Source organism: Hydrogenophaga defluvii (assembly GCF_042665235.1).
In the GTDB taxonomy this organism is placed as follows: Bacteria; Pseudomonadota; Gammaproteobacteria; order Burkholderiales; family Burkholderiaceae_C; genus Hydrogenophaga; species Hydrogenophaga defluvii_A.
This window is the reverse complement of sequence record NZ_JBHTBZ010000068.1, coordinates 73,135-89,138: the sequence shown is the minus strand read 5'-3', so window position 1 is coordinate 89,138 and position 16,004 is coordinate 73,135. Positions and strand designations below refer to the sequence as shown.

Here is a 16,004-nt window from a genome sequence, read left to right as displayed (position 1 = left end):
ATACGTCTGCCTCTGGTTGTAAGAGCGCAGAGTCTAACCAAGCCGGGCCGACCCTTGGGGCTGGCTGGCTTTGTGCCCGTTGGCGCCACGCGGCACTGCCGGCACGGCCTGCCACCTACAATCCCAAGCTTTCCGCGACCCCTGACCGAGCCCGAGACCATGACGCCCCGCCGCCTGTTCGTCACCACCGCCCTGCCCTACGCCAACGGCCATTTCCACATCGGCCACATCATGGAATACATCCAGGCCGACATCTGGGTGCGGTTCCAGCGCATGCTGGGGCACGATGTGCACTTCGTCTGTGCCGACGACGCCCACGGTGCCCCCATCATGATCGCGGCGGAAAAAGCCGGCAAAACGCCGCAGCAGTTCGTGGCCGACATCGCCGCCGGCCGCAAACCTTACCTCGACGGATTCCACATCGCCTTCGACAACTGGCACAGCACCGATGGCCCCGAGAACCACGCGCTGGCGCAGGACATCTACCGCGCGCTCAAGGCCAATGGGCTGATCGAGACGCGCACCATCGAGCAGTTTTTCGACCCACAGAAAAACATGTTCCTGCCCGACCGCTTCATCAAGGGCGAATGCCCCAAGTGTGGCGCCAAAGACCAGTATGGCGACAACTGCGAGGTGTGCAGCGCCGTGTATTCGCCCACCGACTTGAAGAATCCCTATTCGGCCCTGTCAGGCGCCGAACCGGTGCTCAAGACCTCCGAGCACTTCTTCTTCAAATTGTCCGACCCGCGCTGCCTGGACTTCCTCAAAGCCTGGACCACCAGTGGCGCGGTGCAACCCGAGGTGCTTAACAAGATCCGCGAATGGATCGAGCCCGGCGAAGACGGCAAGCCCCGCATGGGCGACTGGGACATCAGCCGCGACGCGCCCTACTTCGGCATCGAAATCCCCGACGCACCGGGCAAGTACTTTTATGTGTGGCTGGACGCGCCGGTGGGGTACCTGGCCTCGCTGAAGAACCTGTTTGACAAAACCGGACGGGACTTCAACGCCTTCCTGGCCGACCCGGCGGTGGAGCAGTTCCACTTCATCGGCAAGGACATCATCACCTTCCACACGCTGTTCTGGCCGGCCATGCTGCATTTCAGCGGTCGCAAGGTGCCCAACGCGGTCTACGTGCACGGCTTCCTCACCGTCAACAACGGCGAGAAGATGAGCAAGAGCCGGGGCACCGGCCTGGACCCGCTCAAGTACCTGGGTCTCGGCATGAACCCCGAGTGGCTGCGCTACTACCTGGCCGCCAAACTCAACGGCCGCAACGAAGACATCGACTTCAACCCCGAAGACTTCATGGCCCGGGTCAACAGCGACCTGATCGGCAAGTTCGTCAACATCGCATCGCGCGCCGCCGGCTTCCTGACCAAACGCTTCGGCGGCCAGTTGGGTGTGGTGAGCGCCGATGGCCAGACCCTGCTGTCGCGTCTGCAAGAACAGCGTGTGGACATCGCCGCGCTGTTTGAAGCCCGCGACACCGCCCGCGCCCTGCGCGAGGTGATGTTGCTGGCCGACCGCGTGAACGAATACGTGGATGCCAACAAGCCGTGGGAGCTGGCCAAACAAGAAGGGCAAGACGCCCGCCTGCAAGACGTGTGCAGCACCTGCATCGAGGCCTTCCGGCTGTTGTCCATCTACCTCAAGCCGGTGCTGCCGTCGCTGGCGGCCCAGGTCGAGGCCTTCCTGCAGGTGCCTGCCCTGGCCTTTGCAGACGCCGACCGCCTGCTGGGCGCCGGCCACACCATCGGCACCTACCAGCACCTGATGCAGCGCGTGGACGTGAAGCAACTCGACGCACTGTTCGAAGCCCCTGCCGCGCCCGAGCCCGAGAAGGTGGTGCCCGGCGGCGAGGAGCTGGCGCCCACCATCGCCATCGACGACTTCGCCAAAATCGACCTGCGCATCGCCCAGATCGTGAACTGCGAACCGGTCGAAGGTTCGACCAAGCTGCTGCGCCTCACGCTCGACGTGGGCGAGGGCAAAACGCGCAACGTGTTCAGCGGTATCGCCAGCGCCTACCAGCCCGCCGATCTGATCGGCAAGCTCACCGTGATGGTGGCCAACCTGGCGCCACGCAAGATGAAGTTCGGCGTGAGCGAAGGTATGGTGCTGGCGGCCAGCCATGGCGACGAGAAAACCAACCCGGGCATTTACGTGCTCAACCCCTGGCCGGGCGCCCAGCCCGGCATGAGAGTGCGCTAAAACCTCAGCGGCTGCCCTGGTCCAACTCAGGGTCGCGCGCCGACATCGTGGACAGCACCCGCAGGTCGCTGTCGAACACCACGGTGAAGACCTTGCGGTCGCTGTCGTTGGGACCGTCGCGGTAGCGCCAGTCGTGGTGGGTTTCGCGCTTGAGTTCGTAGGGCGTGACCTTCATGGGTTTGCCCAGGCGGCGTCGCACATCTTCCATCATCATGCCCGGCGTGATCTGGGCAAAGTTCTGCGGGGTAAGCACCTGGCGCAGCGCCGACATCTTGCCGTCGGCACCGATGGTGATCTGGTAGTTCACGTCGCCTGCGGGCTGGCGGTTGTACTCGTACACCTGACCGCCTTCGGGCGCATCCCACACCGCCTCGGGTGGGCCAAAACGCTCGCGCACATCGGCCTCGGTCGAGACGCCTTCTTCCAGTTCGCTGATGCGCTGCGGGTCGCAGCCCATCAGCACCAGCGCACTGGCGGCCAGGCCCAGCGCGGCGCATCGGCTGCGAAATCGGTTGCGGATGGTGTGGTTCATGTCTTCCCTGCCAAGCCGCCACATGGCGGCGAATCAGTGTAAACCCCTGCCTTTTGGGGCGCCGTCTGTCAGTTCGGTGAAATGCGAGCGGCTGTAACATGCCGCGATGTTGCCCAAAGGCCTGCCGCCCCTGGCCCCCTTCCGCCCCCGCCTGCTGAGTGATCTGAAAGGCTACAACAGCGAACGCCTGGCCAAAGACGTGGGGGCCGGCGCCACCGTGGGCATTGTGGCCCTGCCCCTGGCCATGGCCTTTGCCATCGCCAGCGGTCTCAAGCCCGAAGCCGGGCTGTGGACGGCCATCATCGCCGGCTTCCTCATTTCTGCCTTGGGCGGCTCGTCGGTGCAAATTGGCGGGCCTGCGGGTGCTTTCATCGTCATCGTCTACGGCATCGTGGAGCGCTACGGCGTGGCCAACCTCCTGATTGCCACCGCCAGCGCCGGGGTGCTGCTGTTCCTGCTGGGGTTTTTCAAGCTGGGCAACCTGGTGCGTTATGTGCCGGTGAGTGTGGTGATTGGGTTCACCAACGGCATCGCGGTGCTGATCGCCCTCTCGCAACTGCGCGACTGGCTGGGGCTGGACATCGCCAAGATGCCGGGCGACTTCTTCAGTCAGATCGCCATCATTGGCCGCCACCTGCACACCATCAACGGCCACGCGCTGCTGCTGGGCGCCTTGTGTGTGGTGGGTCTGTTTGTGTGGCCCAGGCTGTGGGCGGTCGATTCGAAGTTCCGCCAGCGACTGGACCAAATGGACACCGTCAGTGCCTTGCGCGCCACCTCGCGCCTGCCGGCACCGGTGGTGGCGCTGGTCACACTGTCGCTGCTGGCCTGGGCACTGAGTTTGCCGGTGGAGACGATTGGCTCGCGTTTTGGGGGCATCCCACAAGGCCTGCCGGCCTTCGAGTTGCCGGCGTTTTCGTGGGAAACCGTGCGTCTGCTGGTCACACCCACGCTCACCATCGCGTTGTTGGGCGCCATCGAATCGCTGCTGTGCGCCCGCGTGGCCGACCAGCTGGGCGACCGCCCCAAACACGACCCCAACCAGGAGCTGATGGCCCAGGGCATTGCCAACACCGTGGTGCCGTTTTTTGGCGGCATGCCGGCCACCGGCACCATCGCACGCACCGTCACCAACATCCGCGCGGGCGCCACCTCGCCGGTGGCGGGCATCGTGCACGCACTCACCCTGGCGGCCGTGGTGCTCATCGCCGCGCCGTTGGCCATGCACATCCCGCTGGCGGTGCTGGCTGGGGTGCTGCTGTTTGTGGCCTGGAACATGGGCGAGTGGCGCGAGTTTGGCCGCTTGCGCCACTTCAGCAACCACTACCGGCTGATGATGTTGTCCACCTTCTTTGTCACCATCGTGTTCGATCTCACGGTGGCGGTGGAGCTGGGCCTGGTGCTGGCCTGTGTGCTGTTCGTGCGGCGGCAAAGCGCCATCTTTCGTGTGGAGGAGGTGGCGCGCACGCCGCAGCAAATCACCTTCAAGCTGTACGGCTCGCTGTTTTTTGGCGCGGTGGCCAAGGTGGACCCGTTGCTGGCCGCCGCCGAAGCAGCCGAACCGGGCCAGGCGCTGATGCTGGACGCCACCCACATGATCTCGCTCGACACCACCGGACTGGACGCCCTGGAGCAACTGCACAAGGCGCTGGACAAAAAAGGCGGCAAGCTGGGCATGGTGGGCGTGAACGAACAGCCGCGCTCACTCATCGAGCGATCGGGGTTTGCACAACACCTGCACACCTTCCAGTGACAGACACCGCTCCCGGTAAAATTGCCGTTTTCGTCTGACCGAACGGTTTTGGCCATGTCCCTCTTCGCCCGCCCCCACTACACCTCCGACGCCACGCAGTTCATCGAGTCCCTCAAGGCCGCCAAGCCCGCGCTGGAAGCCGAGCAACGCGAAGGCCGCGCCCTGCTGTGGGACAAACAGGTGGACCGTGACCAGCAGGCTCAGGCCAACGCCGCCCGCGTGGCCCAAAAGCCCTACGTGTACCAGACCAACGCCGACCCGCGCTGAGCACCATGAGCCAAGGTGGCGCGGACGCCGCGTCCCTGGACAGCCTGGCGCAAGCCCTGACCGCCGCCACGGCCGCCGACATGCCGGAGGTAGTGGACCAGGTGGCCCTGGCGCGCCTGTACGGCGAGCCTCTCTTCAAACTGCCGCAGGACCTCTACATCCCGCCCGATGCGCTGCAGGTCTTCCTCGAAGCCTTTGAAGGCCCGCTGGACCTGCTGCTCTACCTGATCCGCAAGCAGAACTTCAACATCCTCGACATCCCCATGGCGGCGCTCACGCGCCAGTACCTGGCCTATGTCGATGAAATCCGCGCCAGCAACCTCGAATTGGCGGCCGAGTACCTGCTGATGGCGGCCATGCTGATCGAGATCAAGTCGCGCATGCTGCTGCCGCCCAAGAAGACCGAGGACGGCGAGGAAGCGGAGGACCCGCGTGCCGAACTGGTGCGCCGGCTGCTGGAATACGAGCAGATGAAACTGGCCGCCCAGGCGCTGGCCGACGCACCGCAGTACGGGCGCGACTTTTTGCGTGCCGAGGTCTATGTGGAGCAGGCCCTGGTGCCGCGTTTTCCGGATGTCTCGGCCAGCGAACTGCAACAGGCCTGGCGCGACATCCTGCAACGCGCCAAGTTGGTCCAGCACCACAAGATCAGCCGCGAAGAACTGTCGGTGCGCGAGCACATGAGCTTGGTGTTGCGCCAGTTGCAGGGGCGCAAATTTGTCGAATTCGGCGAACTGTTCGACCCCGAAAAAGGCGCACCGGTGATGGTGGTGACCTTCATCGCCATGCTGGAACTGGCCAAGGAAACGCTGATTGAGCTGACCCAGGCCGAGGCCTTTGCGCCCATTTACGTGCGCCTGGCCTACACCCCGAATTGACTGGGTACCCCCCGCGCCGCCTGCGGCGTCACCCCCCAGGGGGCGATGCCAGTCGACCGGCAGAGCCGGATCGACGGCATCCCCGGTTAAGGCACTGCATCCTCAAACGGGCTGCTTCACGCGGCGCCAATATTCGGCACCAAGGCGCCGGCGTCGTTGCCGCCCTTCAGGGCGGCCGTAAAGGCCAGCATGCGGTCGATGGGCAGCCGGGCGCGGGCGGCGGTGGCGGGATCGACGTGGATTGTGTTGAGGCCTTTTTCAAGCACCTGGGCCACGGCCTCCAAGCCGTTCATGGCCATCCAGGGGCAGTGCGCGCAGCTCTTGCAGGTGGCGCTGTTGCCGGCGGTGGGGGCCTCGATGAAGGTCTTGCCCGGGTTGAGCGTGCGCAGCTTGTGCATCATGCCGTTGTCGGTGGCGACGATGAACTCGCGTGCATCCATTTCCCGCGCGGCCTTGAGGATGGCACTGGTGGAACCCACGGCGTCGGCCAGGGCAATCACGTCGGCCGGACTTTCGGGGTGGACCAGCACCTTGGCATCGGGATGCTCGTGCATCAGCGCTTGCAGCTCGGTGGCCTTGAACTCGTCGTGCACGATGCACGACCCCTGCCACATCACCATGTCGGCGCCGGTCTGGCGCTGGATGTAGTCGCCCAGGTGTTTGTCGGGTGCCCACAGGATTTTGTGGCCCTTGGCGTGCAGCGCGGCCACGATCTCCAGCGCGCAGCTGGAGGTGACCAGCCAGTCGGCCCGCGCCTTCACGGCGGCGCTGGTGTTGGCGTAGACGACCACGGTGCGGTCGGGGTGCGCGTCGCAAAAGGCGCTGAAGGCATCGATGGGGCAGCCCAGGTCCAGCGAGCAGTGGGCCTCCAGCTCGGGCATCAGAATGGTTTTGTCGGGGCTGAGGATCTTGGCGGTCTCGCCCATGAAGCGCACGCCCGACACCACCAGGGTGGTGGCGGCGTGGTCACGGCCAAAGCGTGCCATCTCCAGCGAGTCGCTCACCAGGCCACCGGTTTCCTCGGCCAGGTCCTGCAGGTCGGGGTGCACGTAGTAGTGCGACACCATCACCGCGTTGCGCTCTTTGAGCAGGCGGCGGATCTTGTCTTTGAGTTCGGCCCGGCGCTGTGGGCCAGGCTCCACTGGCACACGCACCCAGGCATGTTGGGTTGCGCACGCGGGCTGCTCGTAGTCCACCTCGATCACGTCGTTCATTGCCACTTCGCTCATTGCTGCTTCCTGCGCCCCACGGCACGTTGTGGACCCGCATTTTCCACCACCGGAGCACACCGCCCGTCTGCGCACGCCTCACCACTGGTCAGCGCAAACCGCGCTTCGACTAGACTGCCGCCTTTTCGCACTGCAACCAACCAGACACATGAGCGAGACAAGCCCCCAGACGACGCCTTACGGCACCCTGCCCCCCGCGTCGCCCCTGGCGCCGCGCAAGCCGGTGAGCCTGCCCCGCCTGCACGACATGCGCACGCGCGGCGAAAAAATCACCATGCTCACCGCCTACGACGCCACCTTTGCCGCCGTGGCCGATGCCGCCGGCGTGGACTGCCTGTTGGTGGGCGACTCGCTGGGCATGGTCTGCCAGGGCCTGTCCAGCACCGTGGGCGTGACGCTGGACACCATGCGCTACCACACCGAAAGCGTGGTGCGCGGTCTGCAACGGGTGCAGGGCACAACGTGGGTGATTGCCGACCTGCCGTTCGGCAGCTACCACGAGTCGCGCGAGTTGGCCTTGCGCAGCGCCAGCGTGCTGATGCAGGCCGGTGCTCACATGGTCAAGCTCGAAGGCGGCGGCTGGACCACCGAGACCGTGCGTTTCCTAGTCGAACGGGGCATTCCCGTGTGCGCCCACCTGGGGCTGACGCCGCAGACCGTGCACGCCCTGGGCGGCTACCGCGTGCAGGGCCGGGGAGACGCTGCGTCTGAACGCCTGCGCACCGAAGCCCTCGCGCTGCAAGACGCCGGCGCGGCCATGTTGGTGCTGGAAATGGTGCCGGCCACGTTGTCCGCCCAACTGACACACGAACTCACGCGTTGCGCAACGATCGGCATTGGCGCCGGCAAAGGCACGGCCGGCCAGGTGCTGGTGATGCACGACATGCTGGGCATCAACCTGGGCAAGAACCCGAAGTTCGTGCGCAATTTCATGACCGGCCAGGACAGCGTGCGCGCTGCCATGGCCGCCTTTGTTGCTGCGGTCAAAGACGGCAGCTTCCCCGACGATTCCCTCCACGCCTGGTGATTTCGCTATGCAAGTTGTTCACACCATCGCCGACCTGCGCGCCGCGCTGGCCCCCTTTGATGCCCCCGCCTTCGTGCCCACCATGGGCAACCTGCACGAGGGCCACATCGCCCTGGTCAAACAGGCCAAAAACCTGGGCGACGTGACGGTGGCCAGCATCTTCGTCAACCGCCTGCAGTTCGCACCACACGAAGACTTCGATACCTACCCGCGCACCTTGGAAGCCGACTGCGAAAAACTCGCGGCGCAAGGCTGCGACGTCGTGTTCGCCCCGTCAGAAAAAGACCTCTACCCCGAACCCCAGGGTTACAAGGTGCACCCACCCACCGAACTGGCCGACATCCTCGAAGGCCACTTCCGTCCCGGCTTTTTTGTGGGTGTTTGCACGGTGGTGATGAAGCTGTTCCAGTGCGCGCTCTCGCAAGGCAAGGGCCCCCGCACCGCCGTGTTCGGCAAAAAAGACTACCAGCAGCTGATGGTGATCCGCCGCATGGTGCAACAGTTCGCCATGCCCATCAACGTGGTGGGTGGCGACACCTGCCGTGCCGACGACGGCCTGGCCCTGAGCTCGCGCAACGGCTACCTGTCGGCCGCCGAGCGGCAGGAAGCGGTGCAGCTGTCGCTTGCGCTCAAAGCGCTGGCGCGCGAGTCGCTGACCACCGGCACCGACCTCCACCAACTGGAAGCCAAGGCACGCGAAACCCTGGACGCACGAGGGTGGGCCAGCGATTACCTGACCGTGCGCCGCCGCAGCGACCTGTTGCCCCCCGCCCCCGATCAGCGCCAGGCCGGCGAGCTGGTGGTATTGGGCGCGTCACGCCTGGGCAAAACGCGCCTGATCGACAACCTAGAGTTTTAAAGCTCGGCCGCCGGGTCGCGGCCCATGAGGCGGCCCACAGCCTCGTCGGGGCGCAAGGCGCCGTCAAGCAAGGCCACCACCGCGTCTGCGATGGGCATGTCCACCCCCAGGTGGCGGGCGCGCTGCACCACGGTGCGCGCGCAGTACACGCCCTCGGCCACATGGCCGAGCGAGTCCACCGCCTGCTGCAGCGTCTGCCCCTGCGCCAGCAGCAGGCCCACCTTGCGGTTGCGGCTCAGGTCGCCGGTGGCGGTGAGCACCAAGTCGCCCAGACCGGACAGGCCCATGAAGGTGTCGGCCCGCGCGCCCAGCGCCAGGCCCAGGCGGGTGATTTCGGCCAGCCCCCGGGTGATGAGGGCAGCGCGGGCGTTGAGGCCCAGTTGCAGCCCGTCGCACAAACCGGTGGCGATGGCCAGCACGTTTTTCACCGCGCCGCCCACCTCCACCCCCACCATGTCGTCGTTGGCATAAACACGCAGGCTGGGGCCGTGGAAGGCCCGCACCATGGCGTCGCGCACATCGGCGTGTGGTGAGGCCGCCACCAGCGCGGTGGGTTGGCCACGTGCCACCTCCTGCGCAAAACTGGGGCCACTGAGCACGCCACAGCGGGCCTCGGGCAGGTGCTGCGGGGCGATTTGGGCCCAGATTTCGTGGCCCAGCAAACCCTGGGCGCCGGGCTGGGCGGTTTCAAAGCCTTTGCACAGCCACACCACGGGCACGCGCACGCCGGCCAAGGCGCTCAGGGTGCTGCGCAGGCCCGCCATGGGCGTGCCCACCACCACCAGGTCTTGCGCCTGCGCCAAGGCGGCCAACGGCCCGTCACCGGCGTGAGCAATGTGCAAGCCAACGGGCAAATCCATGCCCTGCAGGTAGCGCCGGTTCTGGCGCAACGACCTCATTTCGGACGCCTGGGCCACATCGCGCGACCACAGGCTCACGCGGCGGTGGCCGTCGCGCGCGGCGCTCACCGCCAGGGCCGTGCCCCAGGCGCCTGCACCAATGACCAACACCCGCATGGTGGCCGCTTATTGCGTCAGGCCTTGCTGTTGTTGCTGTTGCTGTTGCTCGTACATGGCCTGGAAGTTGATTTCGGCCAGGTGCACGGGCGGGAAACCGGCGCGGTTGACGATGTCGGCCACGTTGGCGCGCAGGTAGGGGTAGACGATCTGTGGGCAGGCGATGCCCAGGATGGCGCCCATCTGGTCTTCGGGGATGTTGCGGGCCTCGAAGATGCCGGCTTGCTTGACCTCGACCAGGAACACGGTCTTGTCACCGATTTTGGTGTGCACGGTAGCGGTGACACTGACCTCGAACACGCCTTCGGCGGCCGGCTCGGCGGCCACGCCCAGCTGGATGTCCACGTTGGGTTGCTGCTGCTCCAGCAAGATGGCGGGCGAGTTGGGTTGCTCCAGCGACGCTTCCTTCAGGTAGACGCGTTGGATCTGAAAAACGGGGTTCTGCTCGTCGGCCATGGTGATCTTTCGAATGTGCGAAATGTCGGGTTGAAACGCAAAGAAGCCCGTTGCGGAGATGGTGCTCCGGCAACGGGCCCTCAGGTGGGCATTATCTCAGGCGGCCAAGAGGGGTTGCAGGCCGCCGCGCGCATCCAGCGCCATCAGGTCGTCGCAGCCGCCCACGTGGGTGTCGCCAATAAAAATTTGTGGCACGGTGCGGCGACCGGTCGTCTCCATCATGTGGGCGCGGGCTGCGGGGTCGGTGTCGATGCGGATTTCCTCGATCTGCTCCACCCCGCGCTGCTTCAACAGCGCTTTCGCGCGGATGCAGTAGGGGCACACAGCGGTGGTGTACATCTTGACGGCGCTCATGCGGAACTCCTGAAAAACTTCAACGGCCTGGATTTTCAGGCTTTCTCGATGGGCAGGCTGGCCGCGCGCCAGGCAGCCGTACCGCCCGTCAGGGAATGGGCGTTCTCAAACCCAAGCTTCTTAGCCACCGCCACCGCGCGCTTGGAGCGCATGCCGCTGGCGCACACCAGGATCAAGGGGTTGGTTTTGTTCTTGACCACACCGGCCAACTTGCTCTCCAGTTCGCCCAGCGGCACGTTTTTGGCCCCGGCCACATGCCCGGCGGCAAACTCGTCGGCACCACACACGTCGATCACCACCGCTTTTTCGCGGTTCATCAGCATCACGGCATCGGTCGGGTTGAGGCCACCGGCACCGCCGCCGCCCATGAGCGCGGGCCACAGCAACATGCCGCCCGAGGCCACCGCCACCGAGATCAGCATCCAGTTGTCGATCAGAAACTTCACAGCAAACCTTTCTTGAGAAGCCGGGATTTTAGAATGTCGGGTTGCGCCGCTGTGGCCGCACGCGATTTCTTCCCCCGAACCACCCCCACACCCCATGTACAAACTCGTCCTGATCCGCCACGGCGAATCCACCTGGAACCTTGAAAACCGCTTCACCGGCTGGACCGATGTGGACCTGACCCCCACCGGCGTGTCGCAGGCGATGTCGGCCGGCAAGCTGCTCAAGGCCGAAGGCTGGGATTTCGACATCGCCTTCACCAGCGTGCTCAAGCGCGCCATCCACACCCTGTGGTACACGCTCGACGAGATGGACCGCACCTGGCTGCCTGTCGTCAAGGACTGGCGCCTGAACGAACGCCACTACGGCGGCCTGCAAGGCCTGAACAAGGCCGACATGGCCAAGCAGTACGGTGACGAGCAGGTGCTGGTGTGGCGCCGCAGCTACGACACGCCGCCGCCGGCCCTGGAAGCAACCGACCCGCGCAGCGAGCGCGGCGACCGCCGCTACGCCGCCCTGTCGCCCGAGCAGATCCCCCTGACCGAGTGCCTCAAGGACACCGTGGCCCGCGTCATGCCGTTCTGGAACGAGGTGCTGGCGCCCACCATCCTGCGTGGCCAACGGGTGGTGATCGCCGCCCACGGCAACAGCATCCGCGCGCTGGTGAAGTACCTCGACAACATCGGCGACAACGACATCGTCGGCGTCAACATCCCCAACGGCATCCCGCTGGTGTACGAGCTGGACGCCAACCTCAAGCCCATCAAGAGCTACTACCTGGGCGATGCCGAAGCGGCGGCCCGGGCTGCTGCTGCCGTGGCCAATCAGGGCAAGGCCTGAATGGCCACCCCTACGCTGCGCCGCTCCGCGGGCCGCTGCCCCCCATGGGGGCGCGGCCTTGCTTGGGGAGGCCCAGCGCTGCGGCCCATTGGACAATCTGCTTCGCAGAAACGCGCCATGGTCTTTGCGGAACCGAAACCTCGGAGCGCACTCTGAGGTGTATATTGCCTTGACCATTTTTGAAGGTGTTGGGACATGGGCCAGAAACTGAAGATCGCCGGCTGGATTGCGCTGGGCGCGATGGCGGGCGCACTGACCACCGTGCAGGTGCAAGCCGTGGCACGGGGCACGCTGTCGCCGTTGCCGCTGGAGGAGCTGCAGCAGCTGGCAGCGGTGTTTGGCATGGTCAAGACCGACTACGTGGAGCCGGTGGACGAGAAAAAACTGATTTCCGACGCCATCTCCGGCATGGTGGCCAGCCTGGACCCGCACTCCCAGTATTTCGACAAAAAGTCCTTCAAGGAATTCCGCGAGGGCACCAGCGGCCGGTTTGTGGGCGTGGGCATCGAAATCAGCATGGAAGACGGCCTGGTCAAGGTGGTGTCGCCCATCGAAGGCTCACCCGCCTTTCGCGCCGGCCTCAAGCCCAACGACCTGATCACCAAGATCGACGACACCTTGGTCAAGGGCCTGTCGATCAACGACGCCGTCAAGCGCATGCGCGGCGAGCCCAACACCAAGGTGCAACTGACCATCTTCCGCAAGGATGAGAACCGGACCTTCCCGGTCACCATCACACGCGAGGAAATCAAGACCCAGAGCGTCAAGTCCAAGGTGATCGAACCCGGCTACGCCTGGCTGCGCGTGTCGCAGTTCCAGGAACGCACGGTGGAAGACTTCGCCCGCAAGCTCGAAGAGATCCACAAGGAATCGCCGCAGCTCAAAGGCCTGGTGCTGGACCTGCGCAACGACCCGGGCGGTCTGCTCGACGCGGCGGTGGCCATCTCGGCCGCTTTCCTGCCCGAAAACGTGACCGTGGTCTCCACCAACGGCCAGCTCGAAGAAAGCAAGTTTGTCTACAAGGCCGCGCCTCAGTTCTACCTGCGCCGGGGCGGCAACGACCCCATCAAACGCCTGACCGACAACACCAAGGGCGTCTTCAAGACCGTGCCGCTGGTGGTGCTGGTCAACGAGGGTTCTGCCTCGGCCAGTGAAATTGTGGCCGGTGCGCTGCAAGACCACAAACGTGGCGTGATCATGGGCAGCCAGACCTTTGGCAAAGGCTCGGTGCAGACCGTGCGCCCGCTGGGCCCCGACACGGCGCTCAAGATCACCACCGCGCGTTACTACACGCCGCTGGGCCGCTCGATTCAAGCCAAGGGCATCGTGCCCGAGGTGCTGGTGGACGAAACCGAAGAAGGCAACTTGTTTGCGGCCCTGCGCACCCGCGAGGCCGATCTGACCGCCCACCTGGGCAACGGCCAGGACAAAAACGCCGACAAGCCCGACGCCGCAACCACCAAGGCCCGCGAGGAAGCGCGCGAACGCGCCCGCCTGCGCCTGGAAGAGGAAACCCGCAAAAACCCGGGCCAGCGCCTGATGCCCGAGTTCGGCTCCGACAAAGACTTCCAGCTGCAGCAGGCGCTCAACCGACTCAAAGGCCAGCCGGTGATCGTCAGCAAGACGCAGACCGAACGCCCTGAAGAGAAAAAAGAGAACTGAGCGCTCAGGCCCACGCGTGAACGACGAACAGCTGCTGCGCTACTCGCGCCACATTCTGCTCGACGAGTTGGGCATCGAGGGGCAGGAACGGTTGCTGGCATCCCACGCGCTGGTGATTGGTGCCGGTGGCCTGGGCTCACCGGTGGCGCTCTACCTGGCCAGCGCCGGGGTCGGCCACATCACCCTGATGGACCACGACACGGTGGACGCCACCAACCTGCAGCGACAGATTGCCCACACCCTGGCCCGGGTGGGCATGGCCAAGGCCGCATCCGCGCGCGAGGCCATGTCGGCCATCAACCCCGACCCGCAGATCAACACGGTGTTGCAGCGGGCCGACGCCACGCTGCTGGACCAACTCGTGCCCCAGGCACAGGTGGTGCTGGACTGCACCGACAACTTTGCCACCCGACACGCCATCAACCGCGCCTGTGTGCGTCACGGCGTGCCTTTGGTGTCGGGGGCGGCCATCCGTTTCGATGGCCAGTTGGCGGTGTACCACCCGCGCGGTGGCAACAGCCCGTGTTACGCCTGCGTGTTCCCCGAAAGCGAGGACATGGAAGAGGTGCGCTGCGCGACCATGGGCGTGTTTGCGCCTTTGGTGGGCATCGTGGGCACCATGCAGGCGGCCGAGGCGCTCAAAATCCTGTCGGGCATGGGCTCGCAACTGGTGGGGCGCCTGCTGATGCTGGACGGCCGCAGCATGGCCTTCACCGACATCCGCATGGACCGTCAGCCCGGCTGCCCGGTGTGTGACGCACCACCGGCCTGACAGGGCCCGTTTCGGCGTCTGAAATCGCGCGGCAATTCTGGGCGCGACTCACTGAACAGCCCCCGCCGCGCCTTGCGTGCCGCACTTTCCTGCACGGCGTAGGGACCTGGGTTGTTCTGCCAGCGCATCGACCAGGCGTGCCCCTGCCCCACGAGCCAGGCGCCCACATCACCGTCAGGGCCATCGACGCGCGCCAGCCAGCGGTCGTAGGTGTCTTTGTGCTGCAGGGTGACACGCACTTTGTGGCCTTGCAAGCGTGTGGCCAGCGCATCGCGCGCTTCGCGCCCATGGCGCTGGCAAATCTCCGGCGCGTCCACGCCCGACACCCGAAGACGCAGTGGCGCACCACCCGACGGGCGCACCCACAGGCTGTCGCCATCCACCACCCGCAGCACCACGGCCCCCAGCAACACCTCGCCGTCGGCGTGCCCACCGCGCGCGGGCGCTGCCCCGGCCAAAGCCAACACAGACCAAGCCACACACCACACGGCAGCACATCGCAACATGGGCATGAGCATACCCCTGCCCCCGCCACTTGGGGGTCTTGTGAGCACTGCGCGCGTCACCGGAATGGCTGAACCATAATGCGGCAGCCACATCGGCACCACCTCGCAACCGCACCCGCCATGAACCTGCTGATCCTCGGCCTCGTGATTTTTCTGGGCGTGCACTCCGTGCGCGTCTTCGCCGCGCCCTGGCGCGACGCGACCCGCGCCCGCCTGGGCGAAGGCGCCTGGAAAGGCCTTTACAGCGTGGTCAGCCTAGCCGGTTTTGTGGCCATCTGCTGGGGCTATGGCCTGGCCCGTCAGGCGCCTGTGACGCTGTGGGTGCCCCCGTTGGGCATGCGCCACGCGGCCAGCCTGCTCACGCTGGGCAGCTTTGTGCTGCTGGCGGCGGCCTATGTGCCACGCAATGTGTTCAAGGCGCGCTGGGGCCACCCCATGCTGCTGGGCACCAAGCTGTGGGCGCTGGCCCACCTGCTGGCCAACGGCAACCTGGCTGACGTGCTGCTGTTCGGCGGTTTCCTGGCCTGGGCGGTGGTGTTGTTCATCGTCAGTCGCCGCCACGACCGCGCCCTGGGCACCACCTACCCGGCCGCCAGCCGCACCGGCACCGCCGTGTCGGTGCTGGTGGGGGGCGCCAGCTGGGTGGTGTTTGCCTTGTGGGCCCACGGCCTGCTGATCGGCGTGCGCCCTTTCGGCTGATCAGCCCAGCACCGGCGGCAGACGCAGCAAACTGGCCACCGTCTGCAAACAAGCCTCGGCCGCTTCCGTGCCCTTGACGGCAAAGTGACGCAGGAAGTACTTGCGGTGCTCCGCGTGTTCGTGGAAATGGTGGGGCGTGAGCACAGCCGAAATCACCGGCACGCCGGTCTGCAATTGCACGTCCATCAGGGCTTGCACCACGGTGGCCGACACAAAGTCGTGGCGGTAGATGCCGCCGTCCACCACCAGCGCGCTGCCCACCACGGCGGCATAGCGCCCTGAGCGCGCCAGCCGCTGGGCGTGGAGCGGGATTTCAAAAGCGCCGGGGACATCGAACACGTCGATGGCATCGGCACCAAACCCGGCTTGCGCCATGGTCTCGAAAAAGGCGTCACGCGCCTGGTGCACGATGTCGGCGTGCCAGGAGGCCTCGACAAACGCAAAACGAAGGTGGGAAGGCAGTGGGGTCTGATTCATGGTTTCCTCAAAAAGGAGT

Annotated in this window: 18 protein-coding genes; 10 read left to right on the top strand and 8 right to left on the bottom strand. The window is 65.6% G+C overall.

Annotated elements, in window-relative coordinates:
* The first annotated feature begins 159 nt into the window (after positions 1 to 159).
* Positions 160 to 2,214: a methionine--tRNA ligase gene (gene metG, locus ACFQU0_RS18800; protein ID WP_382203276.1), complete on the top strand. Its 2,055-nt coding sequence runs from the start codon at positions 160 to 162 to the stop codon at positions 2,212 to 2,214.
* 4 nt (positions 2,215 to 2,218) lie between these two features.
* On the opposite strand, the gene bamE is transcribed toward metG, so the two are convergent.
* Positions 2,219 to 2,746: an outer membrane protein assembly factor BamE domain-containing protein gene (gene bamE / locus ACFQU0_RS18795; protein ID WP_382203274.1), complete on the bottom strand. Its 528-nt coding sequence runs from the start codon at positions 2,744 to 2,746 to the stop codon at positions 2,219 to 2,221.
* A gap of 106 nt (positions 2,747 to 2,852) precedes the next feature.
* Between bamE and ACFQU0_RS18790 the strand changes: the two genes are divergently transcribed.
* The 3 genes from ACFQU0_RS18790 to ACFQU0_RS18780 are packed head-to-tail and all read left to right on the top strand — an operon-like array spanning position 2,853 to position 5,644.
* Positions 2,853 to 4,499 carry a SulP family inorganic anion transporter gene (locus ACFQU0_RS18790; protein WP_382203272.1) on the top strand — a complete coding sequence of 549 codons (1,647 nt, stop codon included), beginning with the start codon at positions 2,853 to 2,855 and terminating at the stop codon, positions 4,497 to 4,499.
* Between the two features lie 54 nt (positions 4,500 to 4,553).
* Complete coding sequence (locus tag ACFQU0_RS18785) at positions 4,554 to 4,766, top strand: DUF3460 family protein (protein WP_382203270.1); 213 nt, start codon at positions 4,554 to 4,556, stop codon at positions 4,764 to 4,766.
* A 5-nt stretch (positions 4,767 to 4,771) separates the two neighbouring features.
* Complete coding sequence (locus tag ACFQU0_RS18780) at positions 4,772 to 5,644, top strand: segregation and condensation protein A (protein WP_382203268.1); 873 nt, start codon at positions 4,772 to 4,774, stop codon at positions 5,642 to 5,644.
* 116 nt (positions 5,645 to 5,760) lie between these two features.
* On the opposite strand, the gene nadA is transcribed toward ACFQU0_RS18780, so the two are convergent.
* Positions 5,761 to 6,873 carry a quinolinate synthase NadA gene (gene nadA, locus ACFQU0_RS18775; RefSeq protein WP_382203266.1) on the bottom strand — a complete coding sequence of 371 codons (1,113 nt, stop codon included), beginning with the start codon at positions 6,871 to 6,873 and terminating at the stop codon, positions 5,761 to 5,763.
* A 148-nt stretch (positions 6,874 to 7,021) separates the two neighbouring features.
* On the opposite strand from nadA, the gene panB reads away from it, so the two are divergent.
* Both panB and panC read left to right on the top strand, forming a co-directional pair.
* On the top strand, positions 7,022 to 7,900 hold the full coding sequence (gene panB, locus ACFQU0_RS18770) for a 3-methyl-2-oxobutanoate hydroxymethyltransferase (RefSeq protein ID WP_382203264.1): 879 nt from the start codon (positions 7,022 to 7,024) through the stop codon (positions 7,898 to 7,900).
* A gap of 7 nt (positions 7,901 to 7,907) precedes the next feature.
* A complete protein-coding gene (gene panC, locus ACFQU0_RS18765; protein ID WP_382203262.1) occupies positions 7,908 to 8,759 on the top strand; it encodes a pantoate--beta-alanine ligase in 852 nt (283 codons plus the stop codon).
* On the opposite strand, the gene ACFQU0_RS18760 is transcribed toward panC, so the two are convergent.
* The 4 genes from ACFQU0_RS18760 to ACFQU0_RS18745 all read right to left on the bottom strand — a co-directional run bounded on the left by ACFQU0_RS18760 (position 8,756) and on the right by ACFQU0_RS18745 (position 11,031).
* Complete coding sequence (locus ACFQU0_RS18760) at positions 8,756 to 9,775, bottom strand: NAD(P)H-dependent glycerol-3-phosphate dehydrogenase (RefSeq protein WP_382203261.1); 1,020 nt, start codon at positions 9,773 to 9,775, stop codon at positions 8,756 to 8,758. The genes panC and ACFQU0_RS18760 overlap by 4 nt on opposite strands.
* 9 nt (positions 9,776 to 9,784) lie before the next feature.
* Complete coding sequence (secB, locus tag ACFQU0_RS18755) at positions 9,785 to 10,231, bottom strand: protein-export chaperone SecB (RefSeq protein ID WP_382203259.1); 447 nt, start codon at positions 10,229 to 10,231, stop codon at positions 9,785 to 9,787.
* 96 nt (positions 10,232 to 10,327) lie between these two features.
* The gene (gene grxC, locus ACFQU0_RS18750) at positions 10,328 to 10,585 is read right to left on the bottom strand and encodes a glutaredoxin 3 (RefSeq protein ID WP_382203257.1); all 258 of its coding nucleotides are present in this window, start codon (positions 10,583 to 10,585) and stop codon (positions 10,328 to 10,330) included.
* 35 nt (positions 10,586 to 10,620) lie between these two features.
* Positions 10,621 to 11,031 carry a rhodanese-like domain-containing protein gene (locus tag ACFQU0_RS18745; protein ID WP_382203255.1) on the bottom strand — a complete coding sequence of 137 codons (411 nt, stop codon included), beginning with the start codon at positions 11,029 to 11,031 and terminating at the stop codon, positions 10,621 to 10,623.
* A gap of 94 nt (positions 11,032 to 11,125) precedes the next feature.
* Here ACFQU0_RS18745 and gpmA point away from each other — a divergent pair, with 94 nt between their 5' ends.
* The 3 genes from gpmA to ACFQU0_RS18730 all read left to right on the top strand — a co-directional run bounded on the left by gpmA (position 11,126) and on the right by ACFQU0_RS18730 (position 14,303).
* Positions 11,126 to 11,869 carry a 2,3-diphosphoglycerate-dependent phosphoglycerate mutase gene (gpmA, locus tag ACFQU0_RS18740; RefSeq protein WP_382203253.1) on the top strand — a complete coding sequence of 248 codons (744 nt, stop codon included), beginning with the start codon at positions 11,126 to 11,128 and terminating at the stop codon, positions 11,867 to 11,869.
* 195 nt (positions 11,870 to 12,064) lie between these two features.
* Positions 12,065 to 13,531: a S41 family peptidase gene (locus tag ACFQU0_RS18735; RefSeq protein WP_382203251.1), complete on the top strand. Its 1,467-nt coding sequence runs from the start codon at positions 12,065 to 12,067 to the stop codon at positions 13,529 to 13,531.
* Positions 13,532 to 13,547: 16 nt separating this feature from the next.
* Entirely contained in the window at positions 13,548 to 14,303 is a 756-nt protein-coding gene (locus tag ACFQU0_RS18730; RefSeq protein WP_382203249.1) for a HesA/MoeB/ThiF family protein, read from the top strand.
* Here the strand turns inward: ACFQU0_RS18730 and ACFQU0_RS18725 are convergent.
* Positions 14,264 to 14,815 (bottom strand): thermonuclease family protein, encoded by a 552-nt coding sequence (locus ACFQU0_RS18725; RefSeq protein ID WP_382203247.1) that lies wholly within the window; start codon positions 14,813 to 14,815, stop codon positions 14,264 to 14,266. The genes ACFQU0_RS18730 and ACFQU0_RS18725 overlap by 40 nt on opposite strands.
* A 114-nt stretch (positions 14,816 to 14,929) precedes the next feature.
* Here ACFQU0_RS18725 and ACFQU0_RS18720 point away from each other — a divergent pair, with 114 nt between their 5' ends.
* Positions 14,930 to 15,508, top strand: a complete 579-nt coding sequence (locus ACFQU0_RS18720; RefSeq protein ID WP_382203245.1) for an NnrU family protein — start codon at positions 14,930 to 14,932, stop codon at positions 15,506 to 15,508.
* On the opposite strand, the gene ACFQU0_RS18715 is transcribed toward ACFQU0_RS18720, so the two are convergent.
* Positions 15,509 to 15,985, bottom strand: coding sequence for a 6,7-dimethyl-8-ribityllumazine synthase (locus ACFQU0_RS18715; RefSeq protein ID WP_382203243.1), 477 nt, complete (start codon positions 15,983 to 15,985; stop codon positions 15,509 to 15,511).
* Positions 15,986 to 16,004 lie beyond the last annotated feature (19 nt).

Coding starts and splice junctions, on each gene's coding strand:
- ACFQU0_RS18785 (WP_382203270.1), top strand. CDS start 4,554: ATGTCCCTCTTCGCCCGCCCCCACTACACCTCCGACGCCACGCAGTTC.
- gpmA (WP_382203253.1), top strand. CDS start 11,126: ATGTACAAACTCGTCCTGATCCGCCACGGCGAATCCACCTGGAACCTT.
- metG (WP_382203276.1), top strand. CDS start 160: ATGACGCCCCGCCGCCTGTTCGTCACCACCGCCCTGCCCTACGCCAAC.
- grxC (WP_382203257.1), bottom strand. CDS start 10,585: ATGAGCGCCGTCAAGATGTACACCACCGCTGTGTGCCCCTACTGCATC.
- ACFQU0_RS18725 (WP_382203247.1), bottom strand. CDS start 14,815: ATGCCCATGTTGCGATGTGCTGCCGTGTGGTGTGTGGCTTGGTCTGTG.
- panB (WP_382203264.1), top strand. CDS start 7,022: ATGAGCGAGACAAGCCCCCAGACGACGCCTTACGGCACCCTGCCCCCC.
- ACFQU0_RS18760 (WP_382203261.1), bottom strand. CDS start 9,775: ATGCGGGTGTTGGTCATTGGTGCAGGCGCCTGGGGCACGGCCCTGGCG.
- ACFQU0_RS18720 (WP_382203245.1), top strand. CDS start 14,930: ATGAACCTGCTGATCCTCGGCCTCGTGATTTTTCTGGGCGTGCACTCC.
- secB (WP_382203259.1), bottom strand. CDS start 10,231: ATGGCCGACGAGCAGAACCCCGTTTTTCAGATCCAACGCGTCTACCTG.
- nadA (WP_382203266.1), bottom strand. CDS start 6,873: ATGAGCGAAGTGGCAATGAACGACGTGATCGAGGTGGACTACGAGCAG.
- ACFQU0_RS18715 (WP_382203243.1), bottom strand. CDS start 15,985: ATGAATCAGACCCCACTGCCTTCCCACCTTCGTTTTGCGTTTGTCGAG.
- ACFQU0_RS18735 (WP_382203251.1), top strand. CDS start 12,065: ATGGGCCAGAAACTGAAGATCGCCGGCTGGATTGCGCTGGGCGCGATG.
- panC (WP_382203262.1), top strand. CDS start 7,908: ATGCAAGTTGTTCACACCATCGCCGACCTGCGCGCCGCGCTGGCCCCC.
- ACFQU0_RS18780 (WP_382203268.1), top strand. CDS start 4,772: ATGAGCCAAGGTGGCGCGGACGCCGCGTCCCTGGACAGCCTGGCGCAA.
- ACFQU0_RS18790 (WP_382203272.1), top strand. CDS start 2,853: ATGTTGCCCAAAGGCCTGCCGCCCCTGGCCCCCTTCCGCCCCCGCCTG.
- bamE (WP_382203274.1), bottom strand. CDS start 2,746: ATGAACCACACCATCCGCAACCGATTTCGCAGCCGATGCGCCGCGCTG.